Raw genomic sequence first — 14,873 nt, 5'->3', positions numbered from 1 at the left:
TGGAGGAGCCCAAGTCATAGACATGGGCTTTATGGGTTAGTTTGGTAATTGGTAGTATTGCTGCAATTTATTTTTCTTTTCCAATCGTTTCGCCAAAAACGCGATGTAAATTGGTAGTAAAATCGCTGTCGTGACCGTACTTGCCGCTACTTGGACTGTCGCTAAATCAGCTACGCTTGCGAAAGAAGCATTCGCTGCCGCGATCGCAGCAGGAGTAGCTACAGCGTTTCCTGCGGTAGAGCCTTCAGCAGCACCGACAAGTGGATTCCAGCCGAATGCTTTAAAGATTAAGTATCCGGCAGTTCCTGTTAACAATACTGTAGCTACGCCCAACAATACGCCACTTAATCCCCCTTTGATGATGGCCCCAAAGTCGATCCCCATTCCTAAGGCGAACGCAAAAAATGGTATTAACATATCGCTGCCTTTTGCTAAAAATTCTCTCATTTCATTGTCTAAGTTTCCAAGTATCATGCCGATTGCAATTGGAAGTAAAACGGAGATAAAGGAGACAATGGAAAACATTCCATCGACAAACCCCATTGCGCCGAAAATAGATAACGCTACCATTGTTAAGAATGGTCCATCATTTAATGCTAATAGAGAATAGGCCGCTTTGTCATCTTCTTTCCCATACTGACCGACAATCGCCATATAAAGACCGCCGTTACTGTTGGTCATTGCCGCAATAATAGCCAGTGGTGTTAAACCTAAAAATAAACCACTTGGACCAGCTGCTATATAGGCGATTAATCCTACAAGTGCCCCTACCGCCCACTTGACGAACAGTAATGTAAACCCTTTACCAAGCGCAATGCCTGCGCTTCTTACATTAATTTGTGCTCCTGCGCAAAGTAAAAATAGAGCGATTAAAGCACTTGCGCTGTTGACGAATAGCGCTTCTGTAAAGTTGCCGATTCGAAGCAGATTCGGTGCGAACGTATTGATCGTCGCGGCCAACAGCAATGGCACGACCATCATTCCACCAGGAATGCGGTCTAATGTTGCCTTAATTTTCATTCTTTCTCCTCTCCTTTGTTGTTGTTTTAAAATGAAACAATTTTATAAATAATATAATAATAAACCGCTTTCAATTTAATTTTATTAGGGTATGTTTTATTTATCAACAATATTTTTACATAAAAATAATAAAGCTGAAATAATGTTGCATTATGCAACATTATTTCAGCTTTCTCCATAACGTACTTCGATTGATCCCCAATCTTTTGGCTGCTCTTGTCTGATTCATTTCTTCTTCTTGTAACACTTTCCAGATAATATCCTTTTCAATCTCAGCTAGCGGTTTATTGAGATCAATCACGGAACAACCTAGTTGAGCGTGTTCATCTGTATTTTTCCAAATGTTGTTTAAATCTTCTTTATTAATATACTCATTATTCGTAAACTGGACGGCTTGTTCAATCACACTGCTTAATTCTTGTAAATTATTTTTCCAAGTACGGCTGTACAGCCATTTTAGCGCTTCTTCCTGCACGCCTACGATTTGCTTTCCATATTTGACGTTATATTGCGCAATAAATTTTCGAACATATTCGTTTAAATCTTCCGCGTGTTCTTTCAGAGACGGCAATCGAATTTGGTTTTGTTTAAATTGTTTAAAAATTTGAACCGATAATTTTTTTTGCTGCAACAAATCAATCGGGTTATCATGAAATAAAAAAATAATGCGTGCTTTTGTCTGGTGGATCAGGTGCGCTAGATGATTTTGGTGTTCCAACCGCAAACGTTCAACGCCTTCGAAAACACATGTCCCTATGTCCAAATGTACTAAGATAAGCTTGAGATAGTCTGCTATCTCGCGATGATCTTCTAAGACTCGGATGAGCAACAGAAAACTATCTTTCGCCTCGCTTTCACAATGAATGATTCCTGCTAGTGTTTTTTTTCCAGTTCCTTTTTCTCCGTATAATGCAACTGGCTTATTATGTGCAGCAGCCTTTTTCCCTTGCTTAATAACAGCTTTCATCAATTGGCTATTCCCGAGAATCTGTGAAAAGGAAGTCATGATTGGTTGTATGGCAGCAACGGATAGGCCATAATCTTGTTGGTCTTCCTTCTCTTCGGCTGAAAACCGCAGGTAATACTGGTGGTTTTCGGAGTTATCTATTTTAAGATACCCTTGCCGAAACTGCATATGTTCATCATCTGTAACGAAAGTGTACAATATTTCTATTGGTTCAATTTTTTTGCATAATTGTGTGCATGCATTGTTGAGAAATGGAAAATACGAATAAATAGTAGATTTATCCGAATCATTTTTGAGTGCTGGAAATATTTTTTGAAAAGAAGAACTAGTAAATTGTATCATGCCATTTTCGTCATAAACAACTAAAGGTTCTTTTGTTTTTTGCAGCAGTTGTTGATATACCTTTGTTTGTTTGGCAGTGTTTTTAATAATTTGATAAGTTTGTTTTGCTTGTTCAAACGCTTCGATTATGGACTCTCTGCCTGAAGTAATCAGTATGCTCTGAAGCCCGTTCGCTTCCGCAGTCTTGCAAGTAATCGTGTCTCCGATAATCGCTTGGGCGCCGTTGGCTTTAGCTTGTTGGACTGCCTCCTCTACCTCTTCTTGGTCATGGATAATGGTATAAGGAATTTTAACATCTAAAAGATTGGATACAGAAACAAAACCTTGGCATATGTTTAGGAATCCAATAATGTGAAGATGTGCGTTATGGTCTTTAACCAATGTCAATATACGTAATAAGTCATAGCCTGAGACTTTTATTTCAATAACTGGCAATGAGATATGCTGGCGCAGCAACTGAGCGGTGCCGCCGCGACTGATAATGAGATCATAACCTTCTTTTTCATATTGTTTCGCAATGGGTATAGCCTCTTGTAAATCTCCTTGTACAACTGTAATGTCCAGGGATTGTTGTTCTTTACCGAGAGTTAAGGCTAATTCTTTTAAACCGGGGTAGGGAGCAATCAATAATGTTTTTATTTTCATGTTTATCAATCCACCCATCTCATTTGTTTCTGCTACCATTCATTATAGCCTAGTTTCACTTTGAGGTAAGTTTCCTTATTGTTATTTTAGCTTTTGTCCTCTATCTCTCCCGATCCGGAATGATGGTTCCATTTTTGTAAATGTTGATGAATATTTTGGAAAGGCTGACAGTGGTGAACGGCGTCTTTGCACAGAATTTTGTACAGCTAGCAAGAAATAGGGATATAAAAATGTTTCGTGATGTAGATCTATGGCAATTAGCCGACTTAGCCGGCTTATGAGTGAATCATAACCGTTGTAGATGTAAGGAGATATTTTCGGGAGAGGATAAAGGAAAGCAAATAGAAAATATTTCGTTAGTGAATTTATTGAGGATTTGACAAGATAAGAGATTGAGGTAAAAGAGAATTAAAAGAAGAGGTAGTTTTTTCGGTTGTGTACTTCGCTTTCTAGCATGACTAGTGGGAAAAAGGCTTTTAAGAACCTTCCCCATGAGTCATGCCAGATCGAAAAATTTTAAATAAAATTTCTTTTGCTCTTAAATGGGTTGTGCGTATAAAAGCTGATAGTTCTCTTTTAACTACGGACAGATATTATAAGTGAAAGGGAAAAGGTCACAGCGGAAAATAGAAATTGAGCATTCTTAACCAAGATGAATCATTTTAAAACATTATGGCATTGTTCCTAAAGCGGCTATTCGTCCGATGTAAAGTTAATAAATAACACGGTACAATCTATCTACGGCAACTGGTATGTCTTCATTTTTTATATTGGCAAATCCGATAATCAAAATAATTTTTTTCCCTTCTTCGATATTGCCTAGTAAATTGAATCTCTTCATGGAGTATATTTCAAGTTTTTCTTTTTTTGCTCTTTCTTCAATTTCTTTATACCCTTTATCCGTTTTGAATTCCGCAATGAAATGAAGTCCTGCCGGCACATTTTTAATCTTAATGCCATTTCGAAATTTCCATTTCAATTCCTTAATCAGATTTTCTCTTTTCATCTCATAGTGATTGTTCATGCGCTTGACGTGTTTTGCGTACTCGCCGCTTTCAATAAAATAGTGAAGCGTAAATAAATTCAGTGTATTGCTTCCCTGTATCCAATATGAAAAATGTCTTTTGTACTCTCTTAATAAATCGGGAGGCAAAACGAGATAACTGATTCGGAAACTTGGCATGATCGTTTTGGAGAATGTTCCTGCATAAATCACGCGTTGATTCCGATCTAGGCTTTGCAGCGACGGAATATTGTCCGTTCCGTATTTAAATTCGCTATCGTAATCGTCTTCTACAATATACCTTCCTTCAGAAGCCGAGGCCCAATTCAAAAGTTCAATTCTTCTTGAAATAGGCATAATGATTCCGGTCGGGAATTGGTGTGACGGGGTGATAAAAAGGAAATGTGGATTCAAAGCTTCCACTTTCTTGATGTCTATTCCTTTTTTATCAAGATCGATTGGAAAAACTTCAAAATTCATATCTTTTAATAATTGGTAGATGCGAGAATACCCAGGGTTCTCAATTGCAGCTTTTATATTTTCCCTCTGCATGCCCAACACTTGACGTATCAAGGGCTGTGTCCCGGGGCCGATAATCACTTGTTCTGGTTCGCATTTAACGCCGCGTGTAAGCGCAATCATACGCGAGATGGTTTTTCTCACAAGGTAAGGACCTTGAGGATGAGAAATGTCCGAAAGTTCGTTTTTGTGATTTTTTATTGCTATTTTTTCACACTTCATCCATTCTTTAAACGGGAACATGGAGATGTCAGCCGTCATATGTGATAAGGAAAGCCATCCCTCATCTTTCTTGGAGAATTCTTCTTTTAAATCATCTGGAAAGTTCATTTTAGCCTCTTTTTGATTGTTGAACTGTGTAATATTTTCCACATAGTAGCCTTTTCTTTCAATTGCGTAAATATATCCTTCAGCCAGGAGCTGCTCGTACGCATTTGAAACCGAATTAATGCTCACTCCTAATTTTTCTGCTAATTTTCTTTTGGAAGGCAATTTCTCATTGGTAGGAATCTTTCTCTCTAAAATCGCTTCTTTTAACGATTTATAAATTTGTTGATAGATATGATTTGACTTATCCTTTTTATCTATTTGAAAAAATATCATGATCTATCTCTCCCTCTGGTACCTGAAAAATCAGAAAACTGGTACTTTTCTTTTAATGTATTTATCGTAATATTATTTATTATCAGTGTAAATTATCAGGATAAATGATGTTAGAAATAGTAACATAAAAAGAAGATAAAAATGTAAGGGGATTCAGGCTTTTATTTTTCCTTAGAATTGTTTTTAGTCTATGCGATTTCCGTTATTAATTGCAAAAGCTGTGGAGATGGTTATAGAAATGTGCATTTTCTAATTATGTATTCGTATGTGACGGAACAAAGCTTTTGTTTTCTACAATGTTTTATAATAATACTTTCTTAATAAATTTAAAAGGGAGTGAGAGTAATGAGTAATAAATTTTCAAAATCAATGTCAAGAGCCGATGTTCTATTTCTTTCTGTTGGAGCAATGCTTGGATGGGGATGGGTTGTTCTTTCTGGTGATTGGATAAGTAAAGCAGGTTTTCTAGGAACGGCAATTGCCTTTTTGTTAGGTGGGCTGCTTGTTACTTTTATTGGTCTGACCTATGCAGAGTTAGCAGCTGCAATACCTGAAACTGGCGGTGGATTAGTGTTCGTCCAGCGAGCCTTTAATGATAGGTTGGGATATATTGCTGCATGGAGTGTCTTGTTTGGATATGTATCAGTTATTACCTTTGAGGCAGTTGCATTACCTACCGTCATTGATTATATAATTCCTGTTGATCACCAACTCTTTTTATGGAATCTCGGAGGATGGGATATTTATTTAACTTGGGTTTTGATTGGATCCTTTGGTTCGCTGTTGTTGACATCGATGAATTATTTTGGAATTAAACCGGCTGCTATTTTTCAAAATATTTTAACTATTGCTGTTATTTTAATAGGCTTAGTTTTAGTTTTTGGAGCATTTGCAAATGGAGGTTCGGTGCATACGAATTCAATTCTTGGAGAAGGAGTGGGGGGAGTGATGACCGTTCTTATCATGATTCCATTCCTATTTGTAGGGTTCGATGTTATTCCGCAAATCGCTTCAGAAGTAAAAGCACCACCAAAAGTAATAGGTAGGATACTTATTTTTTCTATTATACTGGCCATTGTTTTCTACATTTTAATTGCATATGGGGTATCAGTTGGATTAACACCGTCTCAACTCGAGGTTACCCGACTTGCAACTGCTGATGCAATGACGAATCTATTTAGAAGTCCAGTGTTTGGAACAATTCTTGTGATTGGTGGGGTTGCCGGAATCGTGACAAGTTGGAATGCATTCATTATTGGTGGAAGTCGAATTTTATTTGCCATGGCGGAGAGAGGGATGATTCCAAAATGGTTTGCTTACATTCATCCAAAATATAAGACACCGACACATGGCATTATCTTTTTAGGATTACTTGGTTTTTTTGCACCATTTTTAGGGCATTCAGCTTTAAACTGGTTTGTAAATGCTGGTGGCATTGGAATTGTCATCGGTTATATGCTTGTTTCCATCTCATTTATGAAACTTAGAAAAACAGAACCTGAATTAGAACGTCCATATAAGATACCAAATTGGAAATTAACTGGAGTCATTGCCATAATTTTAAGTATTATATTTATTACTTTTTATTTACCTGGAATGCCATCTGCGCTTGTTTGGCCTATGGAATGGTTAATTGTGTTTGGGTGGTATGGAATCGGAACAATCTTGTATCTGTTTGGTTCTAGAAAAGACTCTGTGAAAAAATTTAAAGATGTCTCGTCGACTTAGCCTTTGACGAGAATCCCCTTTAAAGGATTTCTAATTTATATAGAAAGTGAATTGGAAGGTAAATGAGAACAGTGTGCATTTTAAGTTTTTACCATGTCCCTAGCTTTATAAAGAGTGTTTAACGTTTTAACTGGTACCTGAAAAATCAGAAAACTGGTGCTTTTCACTATAACAGAAAATTGACATAATTCGTATATATATTGATTTTGAGGAGGCAATGAAAAAATGGCATCATCGACAACGATGGAAGACTTGCAGGCTAAACGGAAAAAGTATGTTCCTAAAGGGGTGAGCAATGGAAATTTAAGTATTGCGCATCATGCAAAAGGGGCTACCATCGTAGACATTGACCAGAATGAATGGATAGATTTTGCAGGGGCAATCGGAACTTTAAATGTAGGGCATAGTCATCCCAAAGTAACGGCTGCGGTAAAAGAACAGGTTGATAAATTTTTGCATCCTGGTTTTAATGTGATCATGTACGAAGGATACATTAAGCTGGCGGAAAAATTATGCAAGATTACTCCAGGCAACTTTGATAAACAAGCAATTCTTTTTAATTCGGGGGCTGAAGCAGTCGAAAATGCAGTTAAAGTGTCCCGTAAATTTACAGGCAGACAAGCGGTCGTTTCATTTGTCAGAGGGTTTCATGGAAGAACGAATCTGACGTTGAGCATGACGAGCAAAGTCAAACCATATAAATTCGGATTCGGTCCTTTTGCTTCAGAAGTGTATCAAGCTCCTTATCCATACTTGTACCGAAAACCGGATCATATGACAGATGAACAATATATTGATTGGACGATTGAAGAATTCAAGAGGTTTTTCGCTGCTACTGTGGCACCTGAAACGGTTGCTTGTATCGTAATGGAACCTGTTCAAGGGGAAGGCGGTTTTATTATCCCACCGAAGAAATTTGTCAAATTTGTCAGGGACTTCTGTGATGATCACGGTATTGTTTTTGTGGCAGATGAAATTCAAACTGGTTTTGGCCGTACAGGCAAATTATTTGCAATTGAACATTTTGATGTTGTCCCGGATTTGATTACTGTTTCCAAGTCATTGGCTGCCGGGTTGCCTTTAAGCGGTGTAGTAGGCAAGGCGGAAATTTTAAATGCTGCCGATCCGGGTGAACTGGGTGGAACGTATGCTGGGAATCCTGTAGCTTGTGCCGCCGCACTGGCAGTCATTGATATCATCGAAGAAGAGGATTTGCTCACAAAATCAGAAATACTGGGACAAAAGATTGAGAAAAAACTGCTGGAATTACAAGCGAAACATGAGTTTGTGGGGGAAATTCGCCGCTTAGGTGCTATGGTAGCGGTGGAGATCGTAGATAACCGTCAGAACAAACGACCGAATAAAGAGAAAACGAATCAAATTCTGAAATATGCGAATGAACATGGTCTTTTATTGCTTTCAGCTGGTATTGATGGAAATATTATACGCTTTTTAGCTCCGTTGGTTATTACTGACGAGGAATTAAATAAAGGGTTATCCATATTGGAAAAAGCTTTTGCTCAATGAACTGGGTGAAGAAACTGAGGATAAAATTGCCGGGAATCCATTAACCAGTGGCGTTATATATTATTATATCCCGGCAAAGAAAAACCCAGAGGGAGGTAAACCTTGATGGCAGCGACGATTAAAGTCACGAATCCTGCAACAGGTGAGTTGATCCAGGAAGTAAAGGCAGATACAGAAGAAGAGATTAATCTTGCATTGCGGAGAGGGCATGAAAGTTTCCGAAAGTGGTCCAAAATAAATGCACATGAACGATCGAGACTATTAAAGCTTTGGTCTAAAAAAATCCAAGAACATAAAGATGATCTTGCAAAGATCATGACAATGGAAAGCGGTAAACCTTTGCACGAATCATTGGGTGAAGTTGACTATGCAACTAGTTACATTGATTGGTATGCAGAAGAGGCGAAGCGGCTTTATGGACGAACAATTCCTGCAAATACGGAATCCAAACGTATCATTGTCAGCCGCCAACCGGTAGGATTGGTTGCAGCCATTACTCCTTGGAATTTTCCAGCCGCAATGATGACAAGAAAAGCTGCACCGGCATTGGCAGCTGGATGTACATTCGTTGTGAAACCAGCAGAAGATACCCCGTTAACCACGATGAAATTGATTGAGCTCGCTCATGAAGCCGGAATACCAGCGGATGTAATTCAATGTGTGAATGGCTATGGCAGTGAGGTAGGAAAAATATTTACGGAAAGCAAATATGTCAGAAAAATTACGTTTACCGGCTCGACCCCTGTAGGAAAATTATTGATCAGAGACAGTGCCAGTACGGTTAAACATGTTTCAATGGAATTAGGCGGCCACGCACCGGTCATTGTTGCACATGATGCTGATATTGACTTGGCGGTAGAACAAACGATAGCTTCCAAGTTCAGAAATGCCGGTCAAACATGTATTTGTGCAAACAGAGTTCTAGTGCATGAAAGCATTGTAGAGGAATTTGCTGAAAAATTAACAAATGAAGTTAAAAAATTAAAAGTTGGAAATGGTTTGGAAAAAGGCACTCAAATTGGGCCAGTTATTAATGAAAAAGGCTTTCATAAGATTGTCTCGCAGGTCAATGATGCAATCAGTAAAGGTGCTGAAGTTCTATGCGGCAATAAATACAATGCAAATAGGGAAAAAGGCTATTTCTTTGTTTATCCGACGGTTCTCAAAAATGTCAATGAGAACATGAAGATTATGCAAGAGGAAACATTTGGACCCATTTTGCCAATCACAACGTTTCAGGAATTAGAAGAAGCTGTTAATATTGCAAACAGCACGCCTTATGGTCTGGCCGCTTACTTTTTTACAAATGACTATAGAACAGGCATCTATCTGCATGAGCATTTAGATTTCGGAATTATCGGCTGGAATGACGGTTCTCCATCTGCTGCCCACGCTCCTTTTGGAGGAATGAAAGAAAGCGGAATCGGCCGTGAAGGTGGAGTGGAAGGCATTGAACCGTATTTGGAAACGAAATATTTGTCAATCGGGGATATTTATAAATAAAGGACTTTTTGCAGGGAGCTTTTAACAGCTGTTAATTTTCAATTTGATAGAAACTAATCGGTTTTTCATAAAGTTGGTTATATCCACCATCCATGATCAGAAATTCGATTTGGAAATTTGTACAATCTGTCACATTTCCGATCAATGTTGGGTCGACTTCTCCATCGTTTACATGAGTTGGAGTTACTTCGATCACAATCGGTAATTCACGTATCTACAGAAAGATGCACTTTATGGCCAAACCAAGTGATTTTATTGCTAAAAGAATCAAACTTTGCTCCCCAATTTGCATTGCCTGTTTGTTTTTAGGCTTGTTCTTTTCATAGGCGTTAATGGCGGCACTATCGATAGCCTGATGCCCTCCATTGATCACGCCTTCAGCTTGGCCTATCTGGACAAGATCATAAAAGATTTTTTCTGCTAGATTTTTTTGAGTGTGTTCATGGAAAATACTGTACTAAAAGTAGAGATAGATGATGCAGGTCGACCGATATTTAAACCACATTGATAACGGAACGAATGTCTTAATCCAGTCGGTTACGAAGGGCTGTAAACGTATCAAAACCTTCTAATGGAGCAGCAATAAGAGCTCTTAAAATTCCTTTCCCTAGAATGACCTTCAGCCCCCTTGGGCTGAAGAACTTTTCAATTGCTTAGCAAAGGGACGTAAATCAAGAGTACTAAAAAAGATTTGGCAAATTTTCTTTAGAATCTAAAATTTACAGTTCTTCAAAAAGGAAAATAGACTTTCTTGTAGAATGTACAAAGTGACTTCCCCCTAGCGAATTATTGTGTTTTGGTCACATCAAGAATTCTACAAATGAGGGGTGAAGTCCTTTTTTCTTTTGAAAGTCTTATGGCTCTTAGAACAAAAAAATGTAAAATGTTCAAATAAAAAACTTGATTAGAAGTTAAAATTTTTTATTTTTGTTCTTAATTTCTCTAAATTTCAAATGGTTCAGGTATCAATATTTGGATTTCCACAACCTAAGTTTAGTATCCTTGATAACTGGGCACTTCATAGTACAGCTTCCAGTTCATTAGGGTTTCTGTTTTTTTCCAAAATAAAAGTGCAGAGAATCGCAAAATTCTTATGCAGTGATATGCAAAGTGGCTATACATGGAGGGAGAGCCATCATAACCTTTTTTGGTTTTGCCAAAATTATTGAAGCTGACGCTTGACTAAAGAATCATGGCTACAGAGGATCCACGCCAAGCCCTTGTGGATAGATCGCATATATGTATATTTATACATAATTTTGATATAGATATACTGCAACACTCTGTATTTTTTTCTTGCAGAAAACAGTTTTTTGAGTCACGAGATTTATTTTCATAGAATGCAAGAGTTTTCCTGATGAATTCATGAAGAAGAATATTTGTTACAGCCTGAATACGTGTTTTGATTTGCCGCAAGTCTTCGTACCCATTCATACACTCTCCCTTTCAATAAGTACATGCAGTCAAAGGAATGCGGAATATGATGAAACTCGTCTAATGCTTCTTCGCATGAAAGGCACGGATCATGCTTGTCTTTTCTCAGATCCTGTCTGCTATTTCGATCGAGTCAAATAAAATAACGCCTTTATTTCCGCCTCCATTTGAAAAATAAGGAAGGATTACTCATCTAGAAAATAATTAGGATCTATTTTCAAGGGAAGAAGAACTTACTGACTAAAAGGGCTTACCTTTTGTATGGTTTTGGCTCGGTTCGAATTTTGTCGAATCATTGGTGATTGAAAGATAAGATAAAGTGTATTACAATAACATTATCAGAACATATGTTCTGAATATATATGGTGGCAAAGTTTTCATTAGAACGGCTGCTGGTTGAGATTGTCAAACAGTACGTTTTTGGAAGGCGATGCGCTTTTTTTATCTGAAAAATCTGTAAATAACTTCGGTTTTTCTTTAGATAAACCTCTACTCCCCTCCAAATTCTCCTCGAAAGGATGATTCCCGTTATGAAGGAATACCTTGATTTAAAACTGGACTTTATGTTTAAACAATTGTTCGGCCATCCGAGTCGAAAGCAGCTTACAACCGCTTTTTTGAATGCGGTTTTGCATCGGACAGGCCATGATCGTATCATCGATGTGCAGTTTGAAAACACAGAGCTGGCAAAAGAGTTCGAAGAAGGGAAAATGAACCGGCTTGATGTGCTCGTGTGGACCGACCGAGGCCAGCGGATTAACGTGGAAATTCAAATCATTGACCAGCACGATATGCCGGAGCGGATTTTGTATTACTGGGCGAGGCTCTTTTCCCAGTCGCTCTTCAAAGGTCAAGGGTACAGCGAACTTCCTCCCACCATTATGATTGCAATTCTCAACTACCCGCTCTTTCCGCATGAAACCGATCGGTTTCACACCATCTTTCATATCCGCGAAGATGAAGAACAATTTCTTTGGAGCGCGCATCTTGAATTTCACGCCATTGATTTATCACAATTTATGGTAAAATGGAAGAAATATAGACGTGATGTGAAGCGATCTTCGGAGTGGCCCTGGTTGATGATGCTGTCAGCGGTGGATGCCCGGAAACAAGAGATCGATGAGACGATTCTCAAGGAACTGGAGGTGTTGGCGATGAACGAGCAAGAAATTCGCGAAGCATTGGAAGAGTGGGAGAAGCTAAGCGTCAGTTCGGAAAATCGCTACGCGTATGAAATGCGACTGAAATGGCTGCGGGATCAATTGTCCAATCTTCTTGGCGAGCGGCGTGCTGGGATGGAGGAAGGGTTGGAAAAAGGGTTGAAACAAGGGCTAAAGCAAGGTCGGGAGGAAGAACGGAAGAATATGATCCGGCATATGTCGGCGAAAGGAATGGTAGCGAAAGATATTGCCGATCTCACTGGACTTGCGGAAGAGGAAGTGCGAAAGTGGTTGAAATAGATTGCCTGTCATTTGTCGAATCCGTTTGGCATTCATCCGAAGAAGTAGTGGAATGTTAGAAAACCTGCCGCCTAATAAGGCTTTGTTGCACCATCGAAAAATAAATGTAGCACTCGGAACTAGGAAATCGGAATATCTGCTCGAACGAATCGTTAAACAGGCGGTGGATGCCCGGAAACAAGAGGTCATGAATCGATTCTCAAGGAATTGGAGGTGTAGCCACTGGAAAATTAGAAAGGCTACAAAATATATATTACGAAATAAGAACAGTAAAAAATAGAAAAGGCAGAGTTGTTGCTAAACGAAAGAATCCTACTGATGAATTAATACGTGTTGTGAAAAGGAATTAAAAATTGAGTGTGTGATGATGAAACAACTGAATAATGGCATTTTTTCCTGAAAGGTTGCTAGGGAAAAAATGTTGGAAATGTCAAGTTTATGGATAGGATGGCTAAAAATCCATTTGCAACCAGTCGATCTAAAAAATAAACAGGTTGTTCGTGCACAGCCAAAAACGAACAGGAGGAAAGTAAAATGTTGAAAAAACTTTTTTCATTTACTGTTGCGACTGGACTTATTTTCGGTTTGTTTTCATCATCACCAAGTATTGCAAGTGCAGGAGAAAAGAAAGGTACAGGAAAATGTTCCATTACGATTACGACAGACAATACTTACAACAACAAAGCACAAGCAACAGGACTTTGTAAAGGATTCATTTATGGCTACTATGTAAGTGGTCAGTTCGTAGTAGATGGGTCTTACACTGGAGAAGTTGTAAATGGTCAAAAAATTACATTTTTCTTGCCGCCATTTGTTAGTGACTATGAAAATTACGAATTGACGGTCAAAACAGTGGTAAAAAAAAACCCAGTGGAACCAGCACCAAAGCCAACACAACCAAAACCGGAGCCAAAACCGGAACCAAAACCGGAAGTGGAAAAACCGTCAAAGCCAAGCCAAACACCAAAGCCAGCAAATCCAAAACCAGCGCAAAATCCAAAGCCAACACAAAAGCCAAATCAAGCAACAAGTCAAAATCAAACTCAAAAGTCAAATCAAACACCAAAGCAAAATCAAACACAAAAGCCAAATCGAGCAACAAATCAAAATCAAGCAACAAGTCAAAGTCAAGCGCCAAGGCAAAATCAAGCAAGTCCAGCACCAAAAAATGACAGTCATGAATCCAAAACTTCTTCTAACGTAGCAATGAACAAAGTAGAAGGAGATAAAAAGATCCCAGATGAAAAGGAAGTAACATCATGGACGACAGAAGATCTTAAAGCAAAAGGCGCAAAAGTCGTTGAAAAAGATGGAAAATTGTTTGCATTTGTTGATGGGGTTTATGTGGAAATAACGGAAGATCAAGCAAAAGAACTAGGGTACAAAAAGGAAAATGAAACACAAAAAGCAGAAAATGATGAAAATGATGATGAAGGAGAAAATGTAGTAGAGGACAAAAAAGATGATGAAAAACAAAACAGCGAAAAGAAAGAAGAAAAGAACAATGCAGGTAAAGTTCTTCCTATTGTAGCAGGTGCGACAACAATTGCAGGTGCAACAATTGCAGGTTTATACTACTTCCACCCATCTACAAAGGAAATCATCAACAAGATTATACAATACATTTTGAATCTCTTCAAAAAGTAAAAAATAAATATTTTTAAATAAACAGAGGGAAGTGTTTTTTCAATCAGAAATGGTATTATCCCCTACAGGTAGACAGTAAAAAAAAGAGGCTATTTGATATGACACCTAGGAGGGGATTTTTTATGGCTAAAAAAGTCGAAAACACTATGATGGAAATGCTAATTTAACTATGTACAAACATGATTGTTTAAAGCTATATAGTTTCTCTCATTGCCTTAGGGCAACTTTACATGGAGAGGCGGGCATGATAGCCTTGTTAGGCGGAGCCAGCTATTGATATTGCTGGCTTCTTGGCTCGTAAGTCATGCCCGTAGAGGCTCCATGTCAAGTTATTACTATCCACCACTTAATAACATAATTATCCATAAAATCATTTTTGTACATCACTTTACAATCAAAATTGTGCATTCTTATTTTGACATTTACACTATGATAGTCGTGTAAAAGAATTGTATCCAGTAAAATATAATCAGTT

The 14,873-nt window shown here is 38.2% G+C and carries 9 protein-coding genes; 5 read left to right on the top strand and 4 right to left on the bottom strand.

What is annotated here, in order from left to right; translation table 11 throughout:
- Positions 1 to 36 precede the first annotated feature (36 nt).
- The 3 genes from RI196_RS17150 to gabR form a co-directional block, all read right to left on the bottom strand.
- The gene (locus RI196_RS17150) at positions 37 to 1,020 is read right to left on the bottom strand and encodes a 2-keto-3-deoxygluconate permease (protein WP_117017418.1); all 984 of its coding nucleotides are present in this window, start codon (positions 1,018 to 1,020) and stop codon (positions 37 to 39) included.
- Between the two features lie 160 nt (positions 1,021 to 1,180).
- Positions 1,181 to 2,974, bottom strand: coding sequence for a sigma-54-dependent Fis family transcriptional regulator (locus tag RI196_RS17145; protein ID WP_117017417.1), 1,794 nt, complete (start codon positions 2,972 to 2,974; stop codon positions 1,181 to 1,183).
- Between the two features lie 712 nt (positions 2,975 to 3,686).
- Positions 3,687 to 5,102, bottom strand: coding sequence for a MocR-like transcriptional regulator GabR (gene gabR / locus RI196_RS17140; protein WP_445958367.1), 1,416 nt, complete (start codon positions 5,100 to 5,102; stop codon positions 3,687 to 3,689).
- Between the two features lie 342 nt (positions 5,103 to 5,444).
- On the opposite strand from gabR, the gene RI196_RS17135 reads away from it, so the two are divergent.
- From RI196_RS17135 to RI196_RS17125, 3 genes are all read left to right on the top strand, one after another.
- Positions 5,445 to 6,827 (top strand): APC family permease, encoded by a 1,383-nt coding sequence (locus RI196_RS17135; protein ID WP_311066612.1) that lies wholly within the window; start codon positions 5,445 to 5,447, stop codon positions 6,825 to 6,827.
- A gap of 225 nt (positions 6,828 to 7,052) precedes the next feature.
- Entirely contained in the window at positions 7,053 to 8,354 is a 1,302-nt protein-coding gene (gene gabT, locus RI196_RS17130) for a 4-aminobutyrate--2-oxoglutarate transaminase (protein ID WP_066248811.1), read from the top strand.
- A gap of 105 nt (positions 8,355 to 8,459) precedes the next feature.
- Positions 8,460 to 9,857, top strand: a complete 1,398-nt coding sequence (locus RI196_RS17125; RefSeq protein ID WP_311066611.1) for an NAD-dependent succinate-semialdehyde dehydrogenase — start codon at positions 8,460 to 8,462, stop codon at positions 9,855 to 9,857.
- A gap of 31 nt (positions 9,858 to 9,888) precedes the next feature.
- Here the strand turns inward: RI196_RS17125 and RI196_RS17120 are convergent, their stop codons facing one another.
- The gene (locus RI196_RS17120) at positions 9,889 to 10,053 is read right to left on the bottom strand and encodes a hypothetical protein (protein ID WP_311066610.1); all 165 of its coding nucleotides are present in this window, start codon (positions 10,051 to 10,053) and stop codon (positions 9,889 to 9,891) included.
- 1,768 nt (positions 10,054 to 11,821) lie between these two features.
- On the opposite strand from RI196_RS17120, the gene RI196_RS17115 reads away from it, so the two are divergent.
- Positions 11,822 to 12,751: an Rpn family recombination-promoting nuclease/putative transposase gene (locus tag RI196_RS17115; RefSeq protein ID WP_311066609.1), complete on the top strand. Its 930-nt coding sequence runs from the start codon at positions 11,822 to 11,824 to the stop codon at positions 12,749 to 12,751.
- Positions 12,752 to 13,285: 534 nt separating this feature from the next.
- Positions 13,286 to 14,398 carry a hypothetical protein gene (locus RI196_RS17110; protein WP_311066608.1) on the top strand — a complete coding sequence of 371 codons (1,113 nt, stop codon included), beginning with the start codon at positions 13,286 to 13,288 and terminating at the stop codon, positions 14,396 to 14,398.
- Positions 14,399 to 14,873: the final 475 nt, after the last annotated feature.

The sequence above is a fragment of the Aeribacillus composti genome, assembly GCF_031760945.1.
GTDB lineage: Bacteria > Bacillota > Bacilli > Bacillales > Aeribacillaceae > Aeribacillus > Aeribacillus composti.
This window is presented reverse-complemented; position numbering and strand designations above follow the sequence as displayed.

Coding starts and splice junctions, on each gene's coding strand:
- RI196_RS17150 (WP_117017418.1), bottom strand. CDS start 1,020: ATGAAAATTAAGGCAACATTAGACCGCATTCCTGGTGGAATGATGGTC.
- RI196_RS17145 (WP_117017417.1), bottom strand. CDS start 2,974: ATGAAAATAAAAACATTATTGATTGCTCCCTACCCCGGTTTAAAAGAA.
- RI196_RS17135 (WP_311066612.1), top strand. CDS start 5,445: ATGAGTAATAAATTTTCAAAATCAATGTCAAGAGCCGATGTTCTATTT.
- gabT (WP_066248811.1), top strand. CDS start 7,053: ATGGCATCATCGACAACGATGGAAGACTTGCAGGCTAAACGGAAAAAG.
- RI196_RS17125 (WP_311066611.1), top strand. CDS start 8,460: ATGGCAGCGACGATTAAAGTCACGAATCCTGCAACAGGTGAGTTGATC.
- RI196_RS17115 (WP_311066609.1), top strand. CDS start 11,822: ATGAAGGAATACCTTGATTTAAAACTGGACTTTATGTTTAAACAATTG.
- RI196_RS17110 (WP_311066608.1), top strand. CDS start 13,286: ATGTTGAAAAAACTTTTTTCATTTACTGTTGCGACTGGACTTATTTTC.